This is a genomic window from Flavobacterium sp. LM4, assembly GCF_002017935.1.
In the GTDB taxonomy this organism is placed as follows: Bacteria; Bacteroidota; Bacteroidia; order Flavobacteriales; family Flavobacteriaceae; genus Flavobacterium; species Flavobacterium chungangense.
The window spans coordinates 118,430-141,463 of record NZ_MUFW01000004.1 but is presented as its reverse complement, the minus strand read 5'-3'; the positions used below and the strand labels follow the sequence as shown (position 1 = coordinate 141,463).

Below are 23,034 nucleotides of genomic sequence, written 5' to 3'. Positions count from 1 at the left end.
AAGAACTCAATCTTTACCAATAATCTTTCCAACATTACTCAAAAACTCCATTTTTTTTGCTGCGGGATCGTTCCACCCATGAACCCAAAGTTTCCCCTCTCCAATTTGTCATTTCGACGTAAGGAGAAATCTCCGCAAGTAGCTCCGTACAGAATGTTGCCCATCTTTGTAGAGTTTCTCGTGTAGATTTCTCCTCCGTCGAAATGACAATATTGGGGTTATTTTTAAAGAACTCAATCTTTACCAACAAGCTTTTAACATTACTCAAAAACTCCATTTTCCTTGCTGCGGGAGCGTTACATTCGTGAACCCAAAGTTTTTCCACTGCAATTTGTCATTTCGACGTAAGGAAAAATCTCCGTAAGTAGCTCCGTACAGAATGTCGCCCATCTTTGTAGAGTTTCTCGTGAAGATTTCTCCTCCGTCGAAATGACAATATTGGGGTTATCTTTAAAGAACTCAATCTTTACCAACAACCTTTTAACATTACTCAAAAACTCCATTTTCCTTGCTGCGGGAGCGTTACATTCGTGAACCCAAAGTTTCTCCTCTCCAATTTGTCATTTCGACGTAGGAGAAATCTCCGTAAGTAGCTCCGTACAGAATTTCGCCAATCTTTGTAGAGTTTCTCGTGTAGATTTCTCCTCCGTCGAAATGACAATATTGGGGTTATTTTAAAAGAACTCAATCTTTACCAATAATCTTTCCAACATTACTCAAAAACTCCATTTTTTTTGCTGCGGGATCGTTCCACCCATGAACCCAAAGTTTCCCCTCTCCAATTTGTCATTTCGACGTAAGGAGAAATCTCCGCAAGTAGCTCCGTAAAGAATGTCGCCAATCTTTGTAGAGTTTCTCGTGTAGATTTCTCCTCCGTCGAAATGACAATATTGGGGTTATTTTAAAAGAACTCAATCTTTACCAATAATCTTTCCAACATTACTCAAAAACTCCATTTTTTTTGCTGCGGGATCGTTCCACCCATGAACCCAAAGTTTCCCCTCTCCAATTTGTCATTTCGACGTAAGGAGAAATCTCCGCAAGTAGCTCCGTACAGAATGTTGCCCATCTTTGTAGAGTTTCTCGTGTAGATTTCTCCTCCGTCGAAATGACAATATTGGGGTTATTTTTAAAGAACTCAATCTTTACCAACAAGCTTTTAACATTACTCAAAAACTCCATTTTCCTTGCTGCGGGAGCGTTACATTCGTGAACCCAAAGTTTTTCCACTGCAATTTGTCATTTCGACGTAAGGAAAAATCTCCGTAAGTAGCTCCGTACAGAATGTCGCCCATCTTTGTAGAGTTTCTCGTGAAGATTTCTCCTACGTCGAAATGACAATATTGGGGTTATCTTTAAAGAACTCAATCTTTACCAACAAGCTTTCAAACATTACTGAAAAACTCTATTTTCCTTGCTGCGGGAGCGTTTTACCCATGAACCCAAAGTTTCCCCTCTCCAATTTGTCATTTCGACGTAAGGAAAAATCTCCGTAAGTAGCTCCGTACAGAATGTCGCCCATCTTTGTAGAGTTTCTCGTGAAGATTTCTCCTACGTCGAAATGACAATATTGGGGTTATCTTTAAAGAACTCAATCTTTACCAACAAGCTTTCAAACATTACTGAAAAACTCTATTTTCCTTGCTGCGGGAGCGTTTTACCCATGAACCCAAAGTTTCCCCTCTCCAATTTGTCATTTCGACGTAAGGAAAAATCTCCGTAAGTAGCTCCGTACAGAATGTCGCCCATCTTTGTAGAGTTTCTCGTGAAGATTTCTCCTCCGTCGAAATGACAATATTGGGGTTATCTTTAAAGAACTCAATCTTTACCAACAACCTTTTAACATTACTCAAAAACTCCATTTTCCTTGCTGCGGGAGCGTTAAATTCGTGAACCTAAAGTTTCCACTCCCCAATTTGTCATTTCGACGTAAGGAGAAATCTCCGCAAGTAGCTCCGTACAGAATGTCGCCAATCTTTGTAGAGTTTCTCGTGAAGATTTCTTCTCCGTCGAAATGACAATATTGTGGTTATTTTAAAAGAACTCAATCTTTACCAATAATCTTTCCAACATTACTCAAAAACTCCATTTCCTCCAAAGGAAACAGCTGAAGCACAGTTTCTAAAATAAGTCCCACATTAATAGGTTCATTGTTTTTCTCAGCAATTTTAGGTGTTTCCGGATCCAGCCCCAATATGCACAATTTAAGCAGGTCGGTAATTAAGCCGCCGAGTTCGACATAATTAGAAACCTTAATTTGAGCGATGTAGGCTTTTGAATTGTCAGGAGCCGGTTTTAGTGTTTGAAAAGACCGGGTGGCTAATTTTTTGAGAACTTCTAAATTTCTAATTTCAGTAGTTTCCATTTCGTTGGTTTTTGAGTGTGAATTGTTTTAGAATTTGACTTTTAGAATTTGTTATTATCAGAAAAAATGTATTTTTGTTTAACACTGCAAGAAAGAAATAGATTACACGGTATCAAATCATTTTTTGCAGTATGGTACGGCACTAAATATGTTTTTTACATATTTCTTGTTAATGAACTTAATTGTTATCTTTGAATTATGAGCACACTTACAAAACCAAATCATATAGGGCGAAAAATAAGCCGCATTCGTGAACTTCGTGATATGAAACAGGAAGCTTTGGCGCAGGCTTTAGGAACAAACCAGCAAGCTGTTTCGGCTTTAGAAAACAGTGAAACCATAGATGAGCAAAAGCTTATTGAAGTTGCAAAAGCGCTTGGTGTAACGGTTGAAGCCATTAAGAATTTTTCTGAAGAAAGTGTAATCAATTATTTTAATAGTTTTAATGAAGTTGTAAATAATAGCCATTTTGGAAATAATAATAATTGCACTTTCAATCCATTAGATAAATTAATGGAAACTGTAGAAGAAAATAAAAACCTTTACGAACGTTTGCTTCAGGCAGAAAAAGATAAGATCGAATATTTAGAAAAATTACTTAAAGGGAAATAATATTCCTAAAAAGGTATTGATAAACAACAAAAGACAGCTCCAAAAAGCTGTCTTTTTAATTTCAAAATAAAAATGACGCATCAGCAAATACTGGATAAATTAGCATCAAAAGCATTAGTACAAAATATCGATGATGATTTTGCAAGGCTCACTGCAAAAGCGATGGCGTATGCCAAACATGACACAAAAATTGCTGAAAATCTTACAGGTTATATTCTTCCTAAAATCTTATTGCGCTGGAATTGTGTTCTAAATGCGGATCATACAGAAGTTACAGATAATTATAAACGTACAACATTTGTGGCGTTAGCGGTAATTCTTCATAAATACGGACTCAAAGATTCTGAAATTACAGAAAAAGCAATAGACGCAATTGATGCTTTAAACCGCGATGTTGTTTTAAGCGATGACTTTTTTAGAAAATCAGATCAGATAAAAAAACTAATTTGTTCAGAACCCGTTCCGCTCAGGCGCAAACCATCATTGCCTGATAATATTACTTTCTACAGACCAAAGGATGTAATTGCTATTCAGCTCGATAAACATTTTTATTGTGCTTATGTACACAAGCTTTCACGCCCCAACGAAAGTCCGATTATAGAGTTTTACGATACAATATTTGATATAGTTCCTGAAATTCAGGAATTAGAAAAATGGCCGGCAAAAGGAAAATTGTACAATGATGGCATTAAACGTGTTTCTAAATATGCCGTTTCAGGAATCAAGTTTTTGCCCGATTTGGCAAATCAAATCAAACTTATACATTCAAATGTTGAAACTTCGCCTTCTAATGCTCATCTGGAAGAATCTGTAGGGCTGTATGCCGTTATGGATATATTTGAGATACAAAATGAAATTGAGCGACTTTTTTAGCTAATAGTTTTTATTAAAAAAGATGTTTCTTTATACTTATTTTTGCCTATCTAAAATTAGAAATTAAGTTATGACTGAAAAATTTACGCTTACCGGCGGAGCAAGAATCGGAATGGCAAATGCCAGTTTTCCATTTGCCGATTTATATGTTGACAAAGACGTTTTAAAAATTAATGCATCAATTGTTGGTAATTTGGTATTTCAGCCAAAAGACATTATTTCTATAGAAGCGTACAGTTCGATTCCGATAATTGGAAACGGAATTAAAATAAACCACAGAATAGAAAAATACAATTCAAAAGTTATATTCTGGACTTTTAAGAATCCGACCACAGTTATAAATGAAATTAAAAAGACGGGATTTTTAGAAAATACAAATTCAGAAATAAGTACAGAAGATTTGAAAATTCTGGAAAGGCAAAATCAAGGAGGATTTCCAATTAAAAAACCGGTTGCTGTGTTTTTTACAATAGCATGGAACTTGCTTTTTTTGTCTGATATAATTCCCTTTATGCTGCAGGATAAAAAAGAAGGACTTCCGATTGGAATTGGTGTGAAACTCGCTCTTGGCCTGGTTTTTATAAGCTCAATTTTAGCATTAGTTTCAGAGAAATTCAGAGGCCTGATTCTAAAAGAAGGAAGAGAATTTGATGATATTAAGAAATTGATATATTTAACTGCTTTTATAACCGGAATGTTATTTATTCAGTTTACAGTTATGAATATTTAATTGCAATAAATAGATTACGCAATTTGTGGTAAAGCGATTGCCAAAAAATAATATAGTTTTATCAATCATTAATCTATGCGAAAAATAATTCTTTTTCTTTTATTATTTACAATAGTGCTTTTGGGTACGATAATCCTATTAGAAAATTCTAAAGAAAACGTTTTTAAAGCTTCTGAATTCAATAAAAAAACACCACACAAACTGACCAAAAGAGTAGATGCAGTAAAACAGCTTATAGGCAATAACTCCAAATACAATAATAAGATAGCCTTTTTTATAGACATGAAAATCAAGTCTGGGAAAAACAGATTTTTTATATACGATTTAAAAAAGAATAAAATAATTGATCAGGGATTGGTTGCACATGGCTCCGGATCTGAAACCGGAATAAAGGATAAACTGCGATTCAGCAATGTCAATAATTCACTTTGTACAGCATTAGGGAAATATTATATCGGATACAGTTATAATGGAGATTTTGGAAAAGCATATAAACTTTATGGCTTAGACAAAACCAATGATAATGCTTTTTTAAGGAATATTGTTTTGCATAAATACAGCAAAGTTCCGTACGAAGAACAAGACAATCCAATTTGCAACAGCTATGGCTGTCCGATGGTAAATGAAAAATACTATGCGAGGATAGAGAAACTGATTGACAGTTCTGATAAAAAAATTGTTTTGGATATTTATTATTGAATGTTACCGGTTGCAGTATCGAAGAAATTTGTTAAAAAATCAAACCTTCTTTTTTACCGTTCCTTTTGTTTTCAGCTTTTCAAGAATAGCATCGGCTTTTTCGTTTTCGCAGATGAATCGTAGGGATTCTGCATAACGGTAATAATATACAGGTTCTAAATCGGCAGTCATGGCAAATAGTTTATCGTACCATTCGGCTGCTTTTTCGAGTTTAAAATGTGAATAAGACGAATCTCCTAATTTTTGAAATAAATCTACAGACTTAGCCTTTTGCAGCAACTCTTTCATAGGTTTTCATTACATCAACATAAGCATAAGTGTCGCTTACTTTGTCAGTGATAAAGACTTTTACATTTTGGGCAGCAGCACTGAATGAAAAAATAGTCCCTAATATTAAAATAACAAGTCTGTTTTGCATACACATTGGTTTAAGAGAATATCTGGATTTTTTGTTTTTTTTGTTTCGCAAATATATCTAAGTCAGTGATATAAGGTGTGTTTGGGTGGTTTTTTATGAATTTTAACTATTTCAAGCGTGTTATCTAAAAGTTTTCAGACATTTTTAATGGAGAAAAATGTTCAATGAAAACTATATGGTCTAATTTTATGGATTCAACCAGTATCATTATGACTATCCAGGAGTATTGTAATTTAAAAGCAGATGAAAATATTTCTCCGCTATTTGATGGTATAGATTTAGAAAACAGTGTTTTAAAAATTTTACAAAATACTACGCAAACTTATTTTACTACTGAAGCCATTTGTAATCAATCTGTTCCTGAAACTGTTATTCTAAATAACGAAATTGTAAAACTATTTGCAGATCATTTGGGCTTGCTGTTTCTGAGTGAAAAAGAAGCCGGAAATGTTTGTTTTGCCAATAGCAGCGAATTACGTCCTGAATTCAGGCAAAGTTTCATGGCCATAGAGTTGTTAGATTATATTTATGCATTTGTACATTCTTCTTTTTATAAAGAATTTCAAAAAATAGCTATTACATCAGAAGCTGATATTTTTTGGGAACTGGTAAAAATTGGAGCCGGTTTAAGGAAAGAAATTAAATAAAAAACAGCTCATATGGAGCTGTTCTTAAATAGGGGGCAATATGATTAACGACGAAAAGCCGGGCTTTCGTTTACTGATTGGTCTAACGCAATTGTTTTTGATTTTTTATTAGAAACAGTAATTTTATGATTTACTATTTTGTTGTTTTCCAAAACTTTTAGATAATAAGTTCCGGCAGGATAACTTTCAAGGTTTAGGGTTTTTGAAACTTCTAATTCGTTTGTAGAAAATTCTCCTGTGTAAAGTAAGTTTTGTTTTTCGTCAAGAATTGAAAAATTTGATTTTTCGTCAGCGTTTAATGTAAAGCTTACTACTTTTCCATTTCCGGTTTTGATATACGTACATAATCACTTTTTTCATTACTTGCATACGTACTTAATGCTGTTAATAATACAGCTACAACAAAGCTCAGTCTTAAAATTTGTTTCATCTCTTTTTCTAATTTTAATTTTAATTTCTAATTCGTGGTATTGGCGAAACTACAAATAGTTCTCTTATTTCAAAATTTTTACTGTTTTATTTTTTCAATAGTAAGTTGTTGAATTCAAAGGTTTTCCATTATTTTACTAAGATACTTACGTGTTTATTGATGTTTTGAATTTTTTTTTTTTAAATTATTTTTAAAGTTTTAACATTCAGTTACTTGTGTTTTTTAAGTAATATTTTGTTGAATTTTTTTTGCTTTTTGCATTTATTTCTGAGATGTGAGAAATATATAACAAAAAAAACAGCTCAAGAACCACCAAGAGCTGTTTTAAAAACCGTAAGGTTTTAAACTTTACTAACTATCTAACCTCATTTTTATACTTATGAAAAGCATAAACTTTTTTAGCGTACTGCTACGCTTGTATTGTTTGCAGAAGAACCTGCTTTATATATTGATGTAACTGCTTGTCTTGATATCACAGCAACATTGTCTTTTATAGTAATTTGGTGTCTTGTAGTTTTTACACTGTCTTCTACCTCTAAGAAATAAGTTCCTGTTGGAAATTCTTCGAAGCTGAATGTTCTTAGGATTCCGCTTTTGCCAGAAGCACTTTCAGAATAGATAAGATTACCATCTATATCGTATATTGATAAGTGTGCTTTTTTTACATTGTTTAATGCAAAAGTTACTTCACTACCGTTTCCTTTAATTACATGAAGAGCAAAATCTCCATTTCCGTCGATTGCATAAGTACTTGTTCCAAAAAGTACTGCACATACTAAACTTAATTTTAATGTCTTTTTCATGATATATTTTTTTAAATTATTTCGTCTATTTCTATACTGCTAAATTACTGCAGATGTAAGGTAAAGTACACAACCCTATTTGCTGATATATATGCTATATTCTCATTTACGAAACCGTTATATGTTAAATTTTAAATTATTGTTGGAGTTTTGATCGATTTGATTATAATTTTTTAAAATTTCACCTCAAATTACGAATATAAAAATCATTGCATTGTTTTTGTTAGGATGTGGTAATTTTAAGTAGGAAAAAATTAGGTTATAATAATTTTTGCCTACTTTGAAATTGCAGAAAGTATAATTTAGGAGTAAGATTTGTTGCTTTCTGTTGTTAAAAAGTATGTAAAAAGACGAAAATAGGATATAAATCGGTAGAAATGAATTTTGCCAGAAATTACAAATTTGTGGAAATTTATCAATGCTGTCATTTAATTTATTTTCAAAAAGTATTTAGAGATCTGATAGATTTTCTAAAAAAAAGAAATAAAAAAAACAGCTCCATAACCACAAAGAGCTGTTTCTGAAAACAATTAAGTTTTAATCTTTTACTATCTAACCATTTTTATACAATTATTAAAATTGTAAACAGTTTTAACGAGCGGCTACAGTTGCATTTTTAGCATTATTTGTTTTGTAAACTGATGAAATTGCTTTTGCAGACAAAACTGTTTTGTTATCTGTAATTGTAATTTCATGTCTTACTATTTTTATGCTGTCTTCTGCTTCAAGGAAATAAGTTCCTTCAGGAAATTCTTCCAGGCTAAATGTTCTCAAAATTCCATCTTTACCTGAAGCACTTTCAGAATAAATCAGAGTACCGTCCTGGTCGTAGATTGTTAATTTTGCTTTTTTTACATTGTTTAAAGCAAAAGTGATCAGTTTTCCGTTCGCTTTTAATACATGAAGATTGAAGTCTTCATTACCATCGATTGCATAAGTACTTGTTCCAAAAAGTACTGCTAATACTAAACTTAATTTTGAAATCTTTTTCATGACAATAGTTTTTAAATTGTTAGTTCTAATTATCTGATGCTAAATTACTTACGAAATATGTTATTTTGCATAACCCTATTTGCCGATATATGTGCTGTATTCTCATTTACGAAACCGTTATAGGTTAAAATTTAAATTATTATCACTGTTGACGTTAATTTGATTGTGATTTGATAATTTATTTAAATAATTGACAGGTATAAAAAAAGGGGTTTATCTCGCTATTGATCAAAATTATGGAATAAAAAAAACAGCTCAAGAACCACCAGGAGCTGTTTTGAAAACCGTTAAGTTTTAAACTTTACTAACTATCTAACCTCATTTTATACTTATGAAAGTATAAACTTTTTTAGCGTACTGCTACACTTGTATTGTTGGCAGAATAACCTGCTTTGTAAACTGATGAAATTGCTTTTGATGATAATGTTGCAACACCGGCTGTAATCGTAATTTCATGTTTTGTAGTTTTTACACTATCTTCTACTTCTAAGAAATAAGTTCCTTCCGGGAATTCTTCAAAGCTGAATGTTCTTAGGATTCCGCTTTTGCCTGAAGCACTTTCAGAATAGATAAGGTTGCCATCTGTATCGTAGATTGATAAGTGTGCTTTTTTTACATTGTTTAATGCAAAAGTTACCTGGTTCCCGTTTCCTTTAATTACATGAAGAGCAAAATCTCCATTTCCATCAATTGCATAAGTACTTGTTCCAAAAAGTACTGCACATACTAAACTTAATTTTAATGTCTTTTTCATGATGTATATTTTTAAATTATTTCTTCTTATTTGATACTGCTAAATTACTTCAACTATACGGTAATGTGTACAACTCTGTTTGCTGATATATATGCTGTATTCTCATTTACGAAACCGTTATAGGTTAAAATTTGAATTATAATTATTGTTAACGTTAATTTGATTGTTATTTGATAATTTGTTTAAATGAATGACAGTATTGAAAAAGATGCTGATTTATGCTATTTATAAAAAATATTGAACTGAAAAAAAGCAAAAAAAAACAGCTCAAGAACCACCAAGAGCTGTTTTGAAAACCGTAAGGTTTTAAACTTTACTAACTATCTAACCTCATTTTTATACTTATGAAAGCATAAACTTTTTAGCGTACTGCTACGCCTGTATTATTACCAGAAATTTCTGTTTTATAAACTGATGATATTGCTTTAGATGATAAAACTATCTTGTTATAAGTAACAGTGATTTGATGTTTTGTTGTTTTTTCTTTATCTTCTATCTTTAATATGTAAGTTCCTTCCGGAAAATCTTCAAAAGTGATTTTTTTTAGGATTCCATCTTTTCCTGAAGCTTTTTCAGAATAAAGTACAGTACCATCCTGATCGTATATCATTAATTTTGCTTCAGTTACATTTAATCCAAAAGTAACTTCATTACCTTTTTCTTTAATTACATGAAGAGAAGAATCTTCATTTCCGTCGATTGCATAAGTACTTGTTCCAAAAAGTACTGCACATACTAAACTTAATTTTAATGTCTTTTTCATGATATATTTTATTAAATTATTTCTTCTAATTCTATACTGCTAAATTACTTCAACTGTAGGGCAAAGAGCACAACTCTATTTGCTATTATATATGCTGTATTCTCATTTACGAAACCGTTATATGTTAAAATTTGAATTATTCTTGGAGTTTTGGCGAATTTGGTTATTATTTTTCAAAATATATCTTTCAATTATGAATATGATGCTCTTTGGTTTGTTTTTGTTTTAATTGTGTAATTTTTGTAGGAAAAAAATAGGATTATTATAATTTTCGGGTAGTTGATAATTCCTAAAAGTTTAATTTTGGACCTTCTAAAACATGTTTTATTGAAAATAAATAGTAAAAACAAGGAAAACGAGGGTAAAATGACCAAAAATGGATTCTTCCGGATTTACTGTATCGATGCTGAATTAACAACTCTATCGGTTTAAAAATGGAATTTTATTTGTGGCTTCAAATTTGCATGATTCCAATTCCGAAAGAAGACATAAAAATAGATCAGGAATCGGTGAGAGGTTGTTGTGAAACGATTTGATAATTTTATAAAGTATTTAGTTTCTTTTTTTGAAATAATATTCAATGGTTTACATATAAAACACGAATATTATATCTCTCTTATTTAATAGTGAAAGATTTTTTTAGTAATTTTTTAAACTCCTTTTTCAAATATTCCTTTTCACTTTTATTGTTTAAGAGAGTCAAATTCATTACTTTAATTTTACCTTTTTAATAACATTGATTTTTAAAATTAATGTCTAATTTTATTCTGTTAAAAACAATTCGGTTTTTTATTGAATACTATGTGTTATTCTTAGTTACGAAAGCGTTGTAGGTTAAAATTTAAATTTTTTTAGGTATTTTTGTTAAATTTGCTCTTATTATTTAATCATTACGAAATGAAACCAATTGCCCCAGCTCTTGAAATAATATCAAACTCATACGGAAGCTCGTTTACTTACACTAAGCATGCTCAAAAGACTAATAGTAAATCCCATTTATTACATTACCATCCTGAAATTGAAATTGTTTTTGTTAATGGAGGAGCGGGAAAGAGACAAATAGGGAGTCATATTTCGTATTATACGAACGGTTCCCTGATTTTGATAGGTTCTAATTTGCCGCATTGCGGATTCACAAACGAAAAAACGGGTAATACAGATGAAACCGTAATTCATTTTAAACCTGATTTTCTGGGAGGAGATTTTTTTGGAATTCCTGAAATGAAAAAAATTCAACAACTTCTTGATCAGGCAAAAGCGGGTATAGCATTTGGAGGTGAAACTAAAAAAAGAATTGGAACTAAAATGGAATTGATGGAGAACAAATCTCCGTTTGAGCGTTTCCTGACTCTTTTGAGTATTTTAAAGGATTTAGCGACTTCAGAAGAGTATACTGTTTTAAATGCAGATGGGTTTATACTCGAAATGCAGGTACCGGATAATGACAGGATTAATGTTGTGTTTAGTTATGTAAAAGATCATTTTCAGGAGCCAATTTCAATAGACGAAGTCTCTAAATTGGTCAGTATGACCACGCCGTCTTTCTGTCGTTATTTTAAAAAAATATCAAATAAAACATTCACTGAATTCGTCAATGAGTACCGTTTGGTACATGCTTCCAAACTTCTGGCAGAGAAACCTATTAGTATAAATGAAGTATGTTATGAAAGCGGATTTAATAATTTCAGTCATTTCAGCAAGTCATTTAAACAATATACCGGCAAAAGTGCTTCAGAATACAGACAAGAGCATCGGGCGATGATCATGTAAACAGATTGTACTTATTTTTAATAGAAAACCATCAATTTGTTGATGGTTTTTTTATGCTGTTTTGGGATTATCTGATTCTTAAAAAGTATATTTATGTTCTTTTAAAAAAATAAAATCATGAAGTATTTTAAAATTTTACTATTTCTATGTGTACTGTCTTCCGGAATTTCGCATGCTGCAAAAGTAGATACGCTGCAAATTGCCAGTACAGCAATGAGTAAAACATACAAGGCTGCTATTGTGTTGCCTAATTCATACGCCAAAAGCAAATCGGCATTTCCGGTAATGTATTTATTGCATGGCGCTTACGGACATTTTGATGACTGGTTAAAAAAGACGCCGGACAGTGAACTTGTAAAGAACTTAGCGGATCAGTATAATTTGATTATCGTAATGCCCGAAGGTGAAACATTTAGTTTTTATATCGACAGTCCGGTAAATACAGGAAGCCAGTTTGAAACCTTTGTGACTAAGGAAGTAATTCAGAAAGTAGATAAAACATACAGAACTATCGCGAATAAAAACGGTCGTGTCATTACCGGACTTTCTATGGGAGGTCATGGAGCATTGTACTTGTCTGCCAGAAATCCTGATTTATTTTGTGCAGCTGGAAGCATGAGTGGCGCAGTTGATATGAGTGTGATGTTGAATCGTGATTCTTCTGCTCAGGTTATTAAATTAATTGAACCTATTTTTGGCGACAAGAGTAATGATATAAAAATGTATGAGCAGCATGCGGTATTAAATATGATAGACAAAATAAAAGCCAATAAGCTGCCACTGATTATCGACTGTGGCATAGATGATTTTTTAATTGAGCCAAATAAGGAATTGCACAGAAGACTGGTTTATAATAAGGTAGAACACGATTATACTGAAAGACCGGGAGCGCACACCTGGGAATATTGGGAAAATGCGTTACCATTTCATGTATTATTTTTCAATAAAATAGTGCTTAAAAATCAGGCAGTTGTAGGGAAATAATAAAAAAATAATACCAAAAGGCATTCAATTATTTTTTTTGGTTTGATTTTTGGAATACCTTTAAGTATAAACTTTAAAATTTTAAAAATATGAAAAAGATATTGACACTTTTCGCAGTTGTTGGATTATTTGCATTCTCTGGTTGTTCAGATGATGACAATCAGCCTGAATATGATACAATTAGTAAAGTTTTTGACCTTAAAAATGTTAATTTTACTTTTAATGCTACAGATGGGTATAATATTTATCAAAAATTTGGAAACTTGCTTTTTCCTGAGGATGTTGTTTTAATTTACAGACAATCAGCTACCCTTACTGGGAATGTGCCTGTTTGGCAACTAATACCAAGAACACTTTATCTGAATGAAGGAGAATTATATTACGATTTTGATTTTAGTGATGAAGATTTTACAATCTATGCAGCTGGTAACTACAACTTAAATTTAACTCCGCAATTTTTAAATAATCAAACTTTTAGAATTGTAATTGTACCTGGTTCTAAATCAGGTTCTGCAAAATCAGTTAATAAAGAAGATTATTCAGATTATAATGCTGTTATTAAAAAGTATAATATTGATGATAATAATGTTAAGCAATTAAACTAACAATTCAATAATAATAAAAAAAGGAAATCGTTACGATTTCCTTTTTTTTTATTTATCATTGATTTTTGATGAAAGTAAATTGTTTTTTATAACCTCTTCTTCGGTCTTGGTTTTTACTTGAAATATTTATAAAATAAGTTCCATTAATTAAATTTGAAATATCAATGCTAATGAGATATGGTGTTATTTTTGTAAAATTATTTGAATTCACAACATTCCCCATGATGTTTACAATATCTATACTTGGATCCTTTAGGTAATCTTCGATTAACATTTCAGTATTTTCTATATTTATTATCGAAGTTGCTGGATTGGGATATATTATTAAAGGTATACTTGTATTAACGTTATTTACTGGAGTTAAGCTTATTTCATTACTATAATATTCTTCTCCTTTATAATGAGTGTCTGTTGCTATGCGTCTGTAATTATAAGTTGGTACTGTCGCTGGGTTTCTTCCGATTCCAGGAATGACTTCTAATGCTGGTGGAATATAATCTTTCGAATTTGAATTTGGTATATTAACCCAGCTACTAAATTTTGAATCGCGTTCAGAAAAGGTTCTACTTTGCCACTGATAAGATAGGGGCTTGTTTTTATTAGAAATTGCAGTTGTTCCAGTAATAATAGATGGTATTTCGATTTCGTTAGAGGATGAAATTTGTAAAGTTTGGTCGCAACAGATAGTATTATTTTCACGAATTGCACGAAGTGATATTGTTAATGAATTGCTAGTTAATTTTAAATTTTGATAAATTGCAATTCTTCTAATTATATAAAAATTGTCTTTAGAACTATTTGAGCGTGGTAAGTATGATGAATTTATTGAAGCTGAAAATTGGTTTGGAATGCTTGTCCAAATGTTCTCTTCAGTGGTTCCATTTGTTATTCGATATTCCCATTCATATTTCTCAATCATAATGCTTGTTTCACCTCTTTTTGGAATATAATATGGATCTTGTAACATATTTAAGTTTATGAATGATTGATATCCAAAAATATTTACAGGATTATTATAACTAATTTCTATAGACCCATCAAGATTTACAGAACCATTTGAAAAAATTTCATTATTCGATATAGGAGAAGGTAATACTTTTATTTTTACAGTATTGCTTTTATTTACAGGTTCAAAATTGTGATAATAGCCTAAACTTCTTTTAATCGTAATATCTCCTGGCTCAGTTATGTAATCAATACTTAAAGTCTTATTAATGTTATCAAAGCTTATAGGTGAGCGAGCAGTGGTTTCCCAAACACTTGCGATTCCATATGGCAAAGTTCCATAAGGATTTAAATATTGAGAGCCAGTTATTGGTTCAGGTTTTTCTCCTAATCTAATCGTTTGATCGCAGCATATTGTATTGGCAATGTTTTTTGGGTTAGGAGCGTCTTTTGGAGGATTTAAATTTGTTCCTGTATTTACAGTAGAATTTTTAATAACCGTAATATTTGAGCTCTTATATGCGGTACCATTATTATATTCTGCATATATAAAACCTCCTGAAGTTAAAAAATCAGACCAGTTCAATTCTATAACAAAGCTTCTCGTGGCAACATTTCCTCCACCAAAATATAACGCTCCGCCGTCGCCACCATTAGTAACATTTGATGCTAATGCAGTGCCTCTTGAAAAGTAAATTTTTATTGTGCCTTGATTACCCGCGGCAGCTGACGATGGAACATCAACTTTTACAGATAATGAAACAGTAGTAGTAGGTACGGATCCTAAATTAATAGAGCCACCACTGTACCCCATTCCGTTAATAAGTGTTGGGCTGATTGTAACTTTTTGCCCAAACATTGAAACATTTAATAAGAGCAATAAAACGAGATGAATGTAATTTTTTCTCATGATAAAATTTATAATTTATAATGAGGCAAAAATAGTTTTTTAAAGACGTATATTCCTATATTTATATATTTATTTGAAAGTTTTTATTTTCAATAATTCTTAATCCAAATCCGTAAGTTCTTTTTCTTTTCCAAATTTTAAAGAAACCAAAATTCCAACTAAAAGTGAAAGGGCGATAAATCCTAAAGAAGCCCATTCCGGAACTTGTATATAATCGTGAAGCAGCATTTTTAATCCTACGAAAGCTAAAATAGCGACTAAACTATATTCCAGATAACTGAATTTTGCCAGCATATTGGCTAAAAAGAAATACATAGAACGCAATCCTAAAATGGCAAAAATATTAGAGCTAAATACCAAAAACGGGTCTGATGTAATGGCGAGAATTGCCGGAACACTGTCAACGGCAAATAAAACATCCATAACCTCAATTACTATTAAGGCAACAAATAGGGGAGTTGCTGCTTTTTTTGCAGTTTTAGTTGTAACGAAAAAATTTTCTCCCTCCATTTCGGATGTAATTGGAATAATTTTTCCTAATGTTTTGTATACAAAAGAATCTTTTGGATGAAAATCTTCATCTTCTCCTGAAAACAGCATTTTTATAGCGGTAAAAATCAGGAAAATTCCAAATATATAAGTTGTCCAGCTAAATTTATTGATTAGTAAGACACCAAAGAAAATCATAAGGCCACGAAAAACAATTGCTCCCAGAATTCCCCAGAATAAAACACGATGCTGGTATTTTTGAGGTATTTTGAAAGAAGCAAAAATGATGGCGATTACAAAAATGTTATCAACGCTTAACGAAAGTTCTATTAAATATCCTGTAATGAACTTCATTGAAGCAACTGCAGGTTTTAGATTATCCGGGTTTGCAATGTAATCTGTTGTGTATAGCCAGTAAATAACTCCTGAAAAAAGAAATGACAATGTTACCCAAATCAATGTCCATTTGCTGGCTTCTTTGGTGCTAATGATATGTGGTGTTTTGTTTAACACACCTAAATCCAAGGCAAGAATAAAAATAACAGATAATAAAAATAAAGTCCAGACTATCATAATGCTCTGTATTTAAAGTGTATATACAAAGATAGGTCTTGAAATTTAACTTAAAAAGTTAATTTTATAAGAATGTTTCTTTTGAAGTTCGTGATTTGTTATGTCAGAAAATAGAAATGTTAAGGTTTTTAATCGTTATGGCGATAAAGCAGCAGAAGTTAAAAGTTTGTCGGAGTGGTGAATAAAAAAAAGTGCCATCTAATGATGGCACTTTTTAGTATATAACCTAAGCTTTGAATTATAGCGCTGATTTTACAGTTTTGATAATTCTTGCAGCAATTTTGTATGGATCACCGTTTGAAGCTGGTCTTCTGTCTTCCAACCATCCTTTCCATCCTTTTTGAACAGTTATTAAAGGAATTCTGATTGAAGCTCCTCTATCTGAAATTCCGTAAGAGAAATCATGGATAGAAGCAGTTTCGTGTTTACCAGTTAAACGTTGGTCATTGTAAGCTCCGTAAACTGCAATGTGCTCAGCAGTAACAGGACGGAAAGCTTCACAGATTCTTTCGTAAGTAGCCTGGTCTCCACATGTTCTTAAGATGTTATTTGAGAAGTTAGCATGCATACCTGAACCATTCCAGTCTGTATCTCCTAGTGGTTTTGGGTGGTATTCAATATAGTAACCATATTTTTCAGTCAAACGATCTAAAAGGTAACGAGCAACCCAGATTTCGTCTCCGGCTTTTTTAGCACCTTTAGCGAATAATTGGAATTCCCATTGTCCACAAGCAACCTCCTGGTTAATACCTTCAAAGTTGATTCCTGCAGCGATACATAAATCAGCATGCTCTTCTACTAATTTTCTTCCGTGAGTGTTTTTTCCACCTACAGAACAGTAGTACATACCTTGTGGAGCAGGATAACCTCCAACAGGGAAACCTAATGGCAATAAAGTTTTAGTATCCATGATGAAATACTCTTGTTCAAAACCAAACCAGAAATCATCATTATCATCATCAATTGTAGCTCTTCCGTTAGATGGGTGTGGAGTTCCGTCAGCGTACATAACTTCAGACATTACTAAGTATCCATTAATACGAGTTGGATCCGGATAGATTGCAACTGGAACTAATAAACAGTCAGAAGAACCGCCTTCAGCTTGTTTTGTTGATGAACCATCAAATGACCAGTTCCCAAGTTCTTCTAATGTTCCTTTGAAATTTTCGTGCTCTTCAACTTTAGTTTTACTTCTAAGATTTTGAGTTGGTTCGTATCCATCTAACCAAATGTACTCTAACTTAATTTTAGCCATAATAATATAAATTAATTTTTTTTGTTTTTTCGCTGGGTCAAATATAGATTTATTTTTTAAGTCGTAAAAATTAGGGGGTATATTTTGTTTCAATAGATATAATTTTTTACATAAGCGCAATTTAGGTAGGGGTATATTTAAAAAATAGCAATTTTTTAATGTTTTAAATATAAATTCGTAATAAACACCTTTGTTTTTTAAATTTATTTCTATCCAAATTATGAAAAATTGTTGATTTCCTTAGTAATATTCGTATGTTTTGTTATATTTTTTAAAAAGCATTTCAGAATTCTTTACAAAATGAACCTTTTATTGCTAAAATGCTTTTCAAAAATCTAAAACTTATGATTAAAAAAGGCTTTTTTATTGTTTATATTTGTTCTTCTTTATTTAATCAAAATTAGTACGAATTTTTAAACTTATATACATGTCAACACTACGTTTTCAAGCCTTAAAGGAAGCTTCTTCAAGAAAGCCGGTACATTTTGAAGAAATTGACAGAAAGTCAACTATTTTTGGGGCGAATGTTTTTAATGAAAAAGCGATGAAGCAATATTTAACTTCAGATGCTTTTAAAGGAGTGAGGGATGCCATTCAGCACGGAACTAAAATAGACAGAAAGCTGGCAGATTATATTGCCATGGGAATGAAAGAATGGGCTCTTGCAAAAGGAGTTACACATTATACGCATTGGTTTCAGCCGCTTACCGGAACTACAGCAGAAAAACACGATGCATTTTTTGATATATCATATGACGGAAGCGACCCTGTAGAGAAATTTGGAGGAGCACAATTGGTTCAGCAGGAGCCTGATGCATCAAGTTTTCCGAATGGCGGAATCAGAAATACCTTCGAAGCCAGAGGATATACAGCATGGGACCCAACTTCTCCGGCATTTATATATGGTACAACTTTATGTATTCCTACCGTATTTATTGCTTACACAGGAGAAGCTTTAGATAATAAGATTCCGTTGTTAAGAGCTTTATCAGCAATGGATGAAGCAGCAACAGAGGTTTGTAAATATTTTGACAAAAACGTAAAAAAAGTAACAGCTACTTTAGGTTGGGAGCAAGAATACTTTTTGATTGACAAAGCCTTGGCAAATTCCCGTCCTGATTTAATGATGACCGGGAGAACTTTATTGGGGCATACTTCTGCAAAAGGACAACAGTTAGACGATCATTATTTCGGATCCATTCCAACACGTGCCTTAACTTATATGAGAGATTTAGAGCAGGAATGTATGTTATTAGGAATTCCGGTAAAAACGCGTCATAATGAAGTAGCACCAAATCAATTTGAATTGGCTCCAATATTTGAAGAAACCAATCTTGCTGTCGATCATAATTCTTTGTTGATGGATGTTATGCAAAAAGTAGCAGAGCGTCATGATTTTAAAGTTCTATTTCACGAAAAACCTTTTAAAGGCGTAAACGGTTCAGGAAAGCATAATAACTGGTCACTGGCAACAGATACAGGAGTTAATTTATTGAGTCCGAGTAAAACACCAATGAGTAATTTACAGTTTTTAACGTTCTTTATTAATACCATAAAAGCAGTTAACGATTACGAAACCTTGTTAAGAGCTTCTATTGCAACAGCCAGTAATGACCACAGGTTAGGAGCAAATGAAGCACCTCCGGCAATTATTTCGGTTTTTATTGGCGAGCAGTTGACAAAAGTTTTAACGGAACTGGAAAGTGTAACTACTGGTAAATTATCTCCAGAAGAAAAAACAGATTTAAAACTAAACGTGGTTGGTAAAATTCCGGATGTTCTTTTGGATAATACCGACAGAAACAGAACGTCACCGTTTGCTTTTACAGGAAATAAATTCGAATTCAGGGCTGTTGGTTCAAATTCGAACTGCTCGAATGCAATGACTACTTTAAATGCTATTGTAGCCAAGCAATTAAAGGATTTTAAAATTGAAGTAGATACTTTGATTGATACCAAAGGTTTGAAAAAAGATGAAGCAATTTTCAATGTTTTAAGGGAGTACATCAAACAATCGAAAAAAATACTTTTTGAAGGAGACGGCTATAGTGATGCCTGGGAAAAAGAAGCAGCCAAAAGAGGTTTAAGCAACTTTAAAACTACTCCGGAAGCCATTAAAGCCAAAGTTTCTAAACAAGCTTTAGATTTATTTGCCGAATTAGGAATTTTGAATCATGTTGAAGCAGAAGCTCGTTATGAAATAGAATTGGAGGAGTATACTAAAAAGATTCAGATTGAAGGAAGAGTTTTGGGAGATATTTCAAAAAATCATGTTATTCCAACCGCAATACGTTACCAAAATACCTTAATTGAAAATGTAAAAGGCCTAAAAGAAATTTTTGGCGCAGCATTTGAAACTATTGCTAAAGAACAAATTATTCTGATCAAGGAAATTTCAGGTCATATAGAAGGTATCAGTTCAAAAGTGGAGGCTATGACAAACGAAAGAAGAACAGCAAACCATTTAACAGATGCTCAAAAAATGGCTGAGGCCTATTGTAATAAAGTAATACCTTATTTTGAGGATATTCGTAATCATTGTGATAAATTGGAATTATTGGTTGATGATGAAAGCTGGACTTTAACTAAATACAGAGAGCTTTTACTTACGAAATAGAATAAGTTTTTGTAATATATATAAATGCCTTTCCATTTTATGGAGAGGCATTTTTTTATGTTTAGAGGTAACAATTGTAAATAGAATCTGATATAAGTGTGTATATACAACTTTATTAACCTCAAAATATTTTATTATGAAAACAATTGTACATCTAATTACGGGATTGTTCCTTTTAATGTGTGGCTCTGTTTCTGCACAAAAATATCAGGACACATTAATAACGGTCAAAAATGTCAGACTGCATTACGAATATGATATGAGCTGGACTAAAGAAGTTAAAGCTAGAAACATTGAACAATTTATTAAAAATCAATCAGAACCCTCGATTAAATCTTCTACAAAAATTCAGTCTATTTTACAGAATATAGAGTTATCAAAAGAACCATGTGTTAATTCCGGATTTGAAAGTGGTTACAGCGGATGGACCGGTTTGAGCCTGAAACACGGAGTTACGACACTTCCTATTGAAAATGGCTTAACACTAAATCCGGGTGTTTTATCCTTACCTTTTACTGGTACGGCATCTGGACAAAATTTCACTTCTATCGAAACAACAGGAACAGATGCTCTTTTATTGGCTTCCAGTCCTTCTTTTTCAATGTCTAAAACTGCTCCGGGATCCTCAGGCACACAATCAATTCGTTTAGGAAATGATCAGCCGGGTTATGGTGCAGAAGGGATTGCAAAGCGTTTTGTGGTAACGGCAGCGAATGCAAAATACTATTTTCAATATGCCTTGGTAATGGACAGAAGTCACTCAAATGCCGATGGGAGCGTAAATGGTTCTGAAGTTTTTTTTGTTGCAGAAGCTGTAGATATGGCCGGAGTAACTGTTGATAAAATGGTAGATATAGCTGCTCCGTCTAACCCATTTATCAGTGCAACTAATGCTCCAGGTGAAGGAATAAAGTATTACAGAGACTGGCGTTGCGCCTATCTGGACTTATCAAGCCATATTGGAAGAGAAGTAGTAATTATGCTTATAAACTCAGATTGTTCTGCTGGCGGTCATAATGGATATACCTATATTGATGATACCTGTACGAGTTGTAAAAATACTTCAGAGGGCGTTATTGATTTAGATTTAAAAGGACATGATTGTATAAAACCGAAACAAACTTTTAATGGAACATTTACTGTTCCTGCAGCGGCAACCAATGTTCAGATCAGTTTTGAAATTTATCAAAACGGAACATTATTGAATACCTTAGCGGCAGCCACAGTTTCAGGTTCTAATTATACAGTTGATGTAGCCGCAACTGATTTTCCAAATCAGACACCGGGGACTTGTTATGACGTAGTAGCAAAACTGACCTTTAATTTAGTGGACTTAAACGGAAACGTACAAACAGTTGTTCAGTATTCTGCAAATCCGGTTTTAGGAGTGCAATACGGACAAACGGCGGGTTTTGATAATGACATCTGTTTCTGTATTAATAATTTAGGCGCCTATTGTTGTGATTCTGAGAATTTGGTTGTGAACGGTAATTTTGAAGCTGGAAATACAGGTTTTACCAGCGCCTATACTCTGGATGCATCTACTTATCCGGGACAATATAATGTAACGAATTCTGCAGCAGCTTTTGGAGCAACAGTAACCGATCATTCGTTTTGTGTTGATCCTGTAACGTATGCTTCAAATGATAATTATTTGACGGTAAACGGAAAAACACAGCAATCCGGCTCTTCTGTAGTTTGGGAGCAAACAATAACAGGATTAAGAAGAGGAGAAAAGTATCGTTTCTGTGCCAATTTCAAAAACATGAAGCAATGTACTTTTGATATTCTTCCGAAAGTCAGAATAGAAGCAGGGGCTACAACTTCAGCGGTATTTACAGTAAATGTGGCGACAGCTAATGCTTGTGACTGGCAAAATGCAGATGTAGTTTTCACGGCAACAGGAACCAGCGAAACCGTTCGGATTTATTTAGACGAAACTGGTAATGGTGACGGAAATGACTTAGCAATAGATGATATTTATGTTGGTGCTTTGGGAGATCCGGGACTTGCGATTACCGTACAGCACAATGGCACAAACAATGCAATTATTGCATCGGTTAATAGTATTGCAACGTCAGATGACAGTATTAAAGGAAATTGCAGAAAATACCACTGGTATGTAGCCGAGGTAACTTCATATCCTTCTGTCGTGATTAACTGGAGTACTTTTGCACACGGAAATAATGCGGGAAGCAATCTGCCTCCATTTGCGGGAACCTCATCGGCTACAACATGGGATTTGACCACTACTTTCCCTGGTTATACTTTTGTAAATAATAAATTGTATATAATTGGAATGTACACACCTGAATGTGATTGTTATGATAGTGGTTTTACGTACCAATTGACCTTTAACACTACAGCTAAATCCGCAAATGCTGCCGGTATTACAGAAGAGCAAAAAGCAGAAATTATTGATGCTATCCTAAATGGATTAAAGCCAGGAAAAACAGATTCTTCGGGTACAGATAATTTGGGTACAGAAACCAAAGATAATGTTCAGCTTTATCCTAATCCTGTAATGAATGAATTGACCGTTTCAGCTTTAAACGAGGTAATTTCAGAAGTGATTATTTCAGATTTAATGGGTAAAATAGTTAAAAAACAATCTTTCAGATCTCAGAATAGTATTGAAAAAATCAATGTTTCAGGTTTAGCTCAAGGACTTTATTTTGTTAAAGTAATGAGTGATAAAAACACCTATTTATCGAAACTGATTAAAGATTAAAACATTTAGTTTTATTATAAAATGGGCTATCTATAATTCTTTAGATAGCCCATTTTTCTTATGAGATG

20 protein-coding genes are annotated in these 23,034 nt (G+C 32.7%); 10 read left to right on the top strand and 10 right to left on the bottom strand.

All coding sequences use genetic code 11. The features are described from left to right. Positions 1–2,044 precede the first annotated feature (2,044 nt). Positions 2,045–2,365 carry a hypothetical protein gene (locus BXU10_RS20500; RefSeq protein ID WP_078229365.1) on the bottom strand — a complete coding sequence of 107 codons (321 nt, stop codon included), beginning with the start codon at positions 2,363–2,365 and terminating at the stop codon, positions 2,045–2,047. 198 nt (positions 2,366–2,563) lie between these two features. Between BXU10_RS20500 and BXU10_RS20495 the strand changes: the two genes are divergently transcribed. The 4 genes from BXU10_RS20495 to BXU10_RS20480 all read left to right on the top strand — a co-directional run bounded on the left by BXU10_RS20495 (position 2,564) and on the right by BXU10_RS20480 (position 5,279). Then, positions 2,564–2,977, top strand: a complete 414-nt coding sequence (locus BXU10_RS20495; RefSeq protein WP_078229364.1) for a helix-turn-helix domain-containing protein — start codon at positions 2,564–2,566, stop codon at positions 2,975–2,977. 72 nt (positions 2,978–3,049) lie between these two features. After that, a complete protein-coding gene (locus BXU10_RS20490) occupies positions 3,050–3,850 on the top strand; it encodes a hypothetical protein (RefSeq protein WP_078229363.1) in 801 nt (266 codons plus the stop codon). A 70-nt stretch (positions 3,851–3,920) separates the two neighbouring features. Further along, positions 3,921–4,580: a hypothetical protein gene (locus BXU10_RS20485; RefSeq protein ID WP_078229362.1), complete on the top strand. Its 660-nt coding sequence runs from the start codon at positions 3,921–3,923 to the stop codon at positions 4,578–4,580. Positions 4,581–4,655: 75 nt separating this feature from the next. Then, on the top strand, positions 4,656–5,279 hold the full coding sequence (locus tag BXU10_RS20480; protein WP_078229361.1) for a murein L,D-transpeptidase catalytic domain-containing protein: 624 nt from the start codon (positions 4,656–4,658) through the stop codon (positions 5,277–5,279). 39 nt (positions 5,280–5,318) lie between these two features. Here the strand turns inward: BXU10_RS20480 and BXU10_RS20475 are convergent, their stop codons facing one another. After that, the gene (locus tag BXU10_RS20475) at positions 5,319–5,567 is read right to left on the bottom strand and encodes a hypothetical protein (protein WP_223255515.1); all 249 of its coding nucleotides are present in this window, start codon (positions 5,565–5,567) and stop codon (positions 5,319–5,321) included. Further along, on the bottom strand, positions 5,542–5,697 hold the full coding sequence (locus BXU10_RS25355; protein ID WP_223255514.1) for a hypothetical protein: 156 nt from the start codon (positions 5,695–5,697) through the stop codon (positions 5,542–5,544). The genes BXU10_RS20475 and BXU10_RS25355 overlap by 26 nt, the downstream gene beginning before the upstream one ends. Before the next feature lie 164 nt (positions 5,698–5,861). Here BXU10_RS25355 and BXU10_RS20470 point away from each other — a divergent pair, with 164 nt between their 5' ends. Next, positions 5,862–6,344, top strand: coding sequence for a hypothetical protein (locus BXU10_RS20470; protein ID WP_078229360.1), 483 nt, complete (start codon positions 5,862–5,864; stop codon positions 6,342–6,344). Positions 6,345–7,172: 828 nt separating this feature from the next. Here the strand turns inward: BXU10_RS20470 and BXU10_RS20460 are convergent. The 4 genes from BXU10_RS20460 to BXU10_RS20445 form a co-directional block, all read right to left on the bottom strand. Continuing rightward, positions 7,173–7,577 carry a T9SS type A sorting domain-containing protein gene (locus BXU10_RS20460; RefSeq protein ID WP_078229359.1) on the bottom strand — a complete coding sequence of 135 codons (405 nt, stop codon included), beginning with the start codon at positions 7,575–7,577 and terminating at the stop codon, positions 7,173–7,175. A gap of 591 nt (positions 7,578–8,168) precedes the next feature. Beyond that, positions 8,169–8,570 carry a secretion protein gene (locus tag BXU10_RS20455; RefSeq protein WP_078229358.1) on the bottom strand — a complete coding sequence of 134 codons (402 nt, stop codon included), beginning with the start codon at positions 8,568–8,570 and terminating at the stop codon, positions 8,169–8,171. A gap of 349 nt (positions 8,571–8,919) precedes the next feature. Then, positions 8,920–9,324: a T9SS type A sorting domain-containing protein gene (locus BXU10_RS20450; protein WP_031456596.1), complete on the bottom strand. Its 405-nt coding sequence runs from the start codon at positions 9,322–9,324 to the stop codon at positions 8,920–8,922. 361 nt (positions 9,325–9,685) lie between these two features. Continuing rightward, positions 9,686–10,087: a T9SS type A sorting domain-containing protein gene (locus BXU10_RS20445; RefSeq protein WP_078229357.1), complete on the bottom strand. Its 402-nt coding sequence runs from the start codon at positions 10,085–10,087 to the stop codon at positions 9,686–9,688. Positions 10,088–10,984: 897 nt separating this feature from the next. Here BXU10_RS20445 and BXU10_RS20440 point away from each other — a divergent pair. The 3 genes from BXU10_RS20440 (at position 10,985) to BXU10_RS20430 (ending at position 13,446) form a co-directional block, all read left to right on the top strand. Next, a complete protein-coding gene (locus BXU10_RS20440; RefSeq protein WP_031456594.1) occupies positions 10,985–11,857 on the top strand; it encodes an AraC family transcriptional regulator in 873 nt (290 codons plus the stop codon). Positions 11,858–11,974: 117 nt separating this feature from the next. Further along, a complete protein-coding gene (locus BXU10_RS20435) occupies positions 11,975–12,841 on the top strand; it encodes an alpha/beta hydrolase family protein (RefSeq protein ID WP_078229356.1) in 867 nt (288 codons plus the stop codon). Between the two features lie 89 nt (positions 12,842–12,930). Continuing rightward, positions 12,931–13,446 carry a hypothetical protein gene (locus tag BXU10_RS20430; RefSeq protein ID WP_078229355.1) on the top strand — a complete coding sequence of 172 codons (516 nt, stop codon included), beginning with the start codon at positions 12,931–12,933 and terminating at the stop codon, positions 13,444–13,446. Positions 13,447–13,501: 55 nt separating this feature from the next. On the opposite strand, the gene BXU10_RS20425 is transcribed toward BXU10_RS20430, so the two are convergent. The 3 genes from BXU10_RS20425 to BXU10_RS20415 form a co-directional block, all read right to left on the bottom strand. Beyond that, entirely contained in the window at positions 13,502–15,301 is a 1,800-nt protein-coding gene (locus BXU10_RS20425) for a T9SS type A sorting domain-containing protein (RefSeq protein ID WP_078229354.1), read from the bottom strand. Between the two features lie 99 nt (positions 15,302–15,400). Next, on the bottom strand, positions 15,401–16,363 hold the full coding sequence (locus BXU10_RS20420; protein WP_078229353.1) for a TerC/Alx family metal homeostasis membrane protein: 963 nt from the start codon (positions 16,361–16,363) through the stop codon (positions 15,401–15,403). A 238-nt stretch (positions 16,364–16,601) separates the two neighbouring features. Continuing rightward, entirely contained in the window at positions 16,602–17,618 is a 1,017-nt protein-coding gene (locus BXU10_RS20415) for a glutamine synthetase beta-grasp domain-containing protein (protein WP_031456589.1), read from the bottom strand. 427 nt (positions 17,619–18,045) lie between these two features. On the opposite strand from BXU10_RS20415, the gene BXU10_RS20410 reads away from it, so the two are divergent. Both BXU10_RS20410 and BXU10_RS20405 read left to right on the top strand, forming a co-directional pair. Further along, entirely contained in the window at positions 18,046–20,235 is a 2,190-nt protein-coding gene (locus BXU10_RS20410; protein ID WP_078229352.1) for a glutamine synthetase III, read from the top strand. Positions 20,236–20,371: 136 nt separating this feature from the next. Further along, a complete protein-coding gene (locus tag BXU10_RS20405; RefSeq protein WP_078229351.1) occupies positions 20,372–22,966 on the top strand; it encodes a T9SS type A sorting domain-containing protein in 2,595 nt (864 codons plus the stop codon). Positions 22,967–23,034 lie beyond the last annotated feature (68 nt).

Bases quoted from the DNA above. Each gene is read 5' to 3' on its own strand.
- BXU10_RS20500 (WP_078229365.1), bottom strand. From the start codon at position 2,365: ATGGAAACTACTGAAATTAGAAATTTAGAAGTTCTCAAAAAATTAGCC.
- BXU10_RS20495 (WP_078229364.1), top strand. From the start codon at position 2,564: ATGAGCACACTTACAAAACCAAATCATATAGGGCGAAAAATAAGCCGC.
- BXU10_RS20490 (WP_078229363.1), top strand. From the start codon at position 3,050: ATGACGCATCAGCAAATACTGGATAAATTAGCATCAAAAGCATTAGTA.
- BXU10_RS20485 (WP_078229362.1), top strand. From the start codon at position 3,921: ATGACTGAAAAATTTACGCTTACCGGCGGAGCAAGAATCGGAATGGCA.
- BXU10_RS20480 (WP_078229361.1), top strand. From the start codon at position 4,656: ATGCGAAAAATAATTCTTTTTCTTTTATTATTTACAATAGTGCTTTTG.
- BXU10_RS20475 (WP_223255515.1), bottom strand. From the start codon at position 5,567: ATGAAAGAGTTGCTGCAAAAGGCTAAGTCTGTAGATTTATTTCAAAAA.
- BXU10_RS25355 (WP_223255514.1), bottom strand. From the start codon at position 5,697: ATGCAAAACAGACTTGTTATTTTAATATTAGGGACTATTTTTTCATTC.
- BXU10_RS20470 (WP_078229360.1), top strand. From the start codon at position 5,862: ATGAAAACTATATGGTCTAATTTTATGGATTCAACCAGTATCATTATG.
- BXU10_RS20460 (WP_078229359.1), bottom strand. From the start codon at position 7,577: ATGAAAAAGACATTAAAATTAAGTTTAGTATGTGCAGTACTTTTTGGA.
- BXU10_RS20455 (WP_078229358.1), bottom strand. From the start codon at position 8,570: ATGAAAAAGATTTCAAAATTAAGTTTAGTATTAGCAGTACTTTTTGGA.
- BXU10_RS20450 (WP_031456596.1), bottom strand. From the start codon at position 9,324: ATGAAAAAGACATTAAAATTAAGTTTAGTATGTGCAGTACTTTTTGGA.
- BXU10_RS20445 (WP_078229357.1), bottom strand. From the start codon at position 10,087: ATGAAAAAGACATTAAAATTAAGTTTAGTATGTGCAGTACTTTTTGGA.
- BXU10_RS20440 (WP_031456594.1), top strand. From the start codon at position 10,985: ATGAAACCAATTGCCCCAGCTCTTGAAATAATATCAAACTCATACGGA.
- BXU10_RS20435 (WP_078229356.1), top strand. From the start codon at position 11,975: ATGAAGTATTTTAAAATTTTACTATTTCTATGTGTACTGTCTTCCGGA.
- BXU10_RS20430 (WP_078229355.1), top strand. From the start codon at position 12,931: ATGAAAAAGATATTGACACTTTTCGCAGTTGTTGGATTATTTGCATTC.
- BXU10_RS20425 (WP_078229354.1), bottom strand. From the start codon at position 15,301: ATGAGAAAAAATTACATTCATCTCGTTTTATTGCTCTTATTAAATGTT.
- BXU10_RS20420 (WP_078229353.1), bottom strand. From the start codon at position 16,363: ATGATAGTCTGGACTTTATTTTTATTATCTGTTATTTTTATTCTTGCC.
- BXU10_RS20415 (WP_031456589.1), bottom strand. From the start codon at position 17,618: ATGGCTAAAATTAAGTTAGAGTACATTTGGTTAGATGGATACGAACCA.
- BXU10_RS20410 (WP_078229352.1), top strand. From the start codon at position 18,046: ATGTCAACACTACGTTTTCAAGCCTTAAAGGAAGCTTCTTCAAGAAAG.
- BXU10_RS20405 (WP_078229351.1), top strand. From the start codon at position 20,372: ATGAAAACAATTGTACATCTAATTACGGGATTGTTCCTTTTAATGTGT.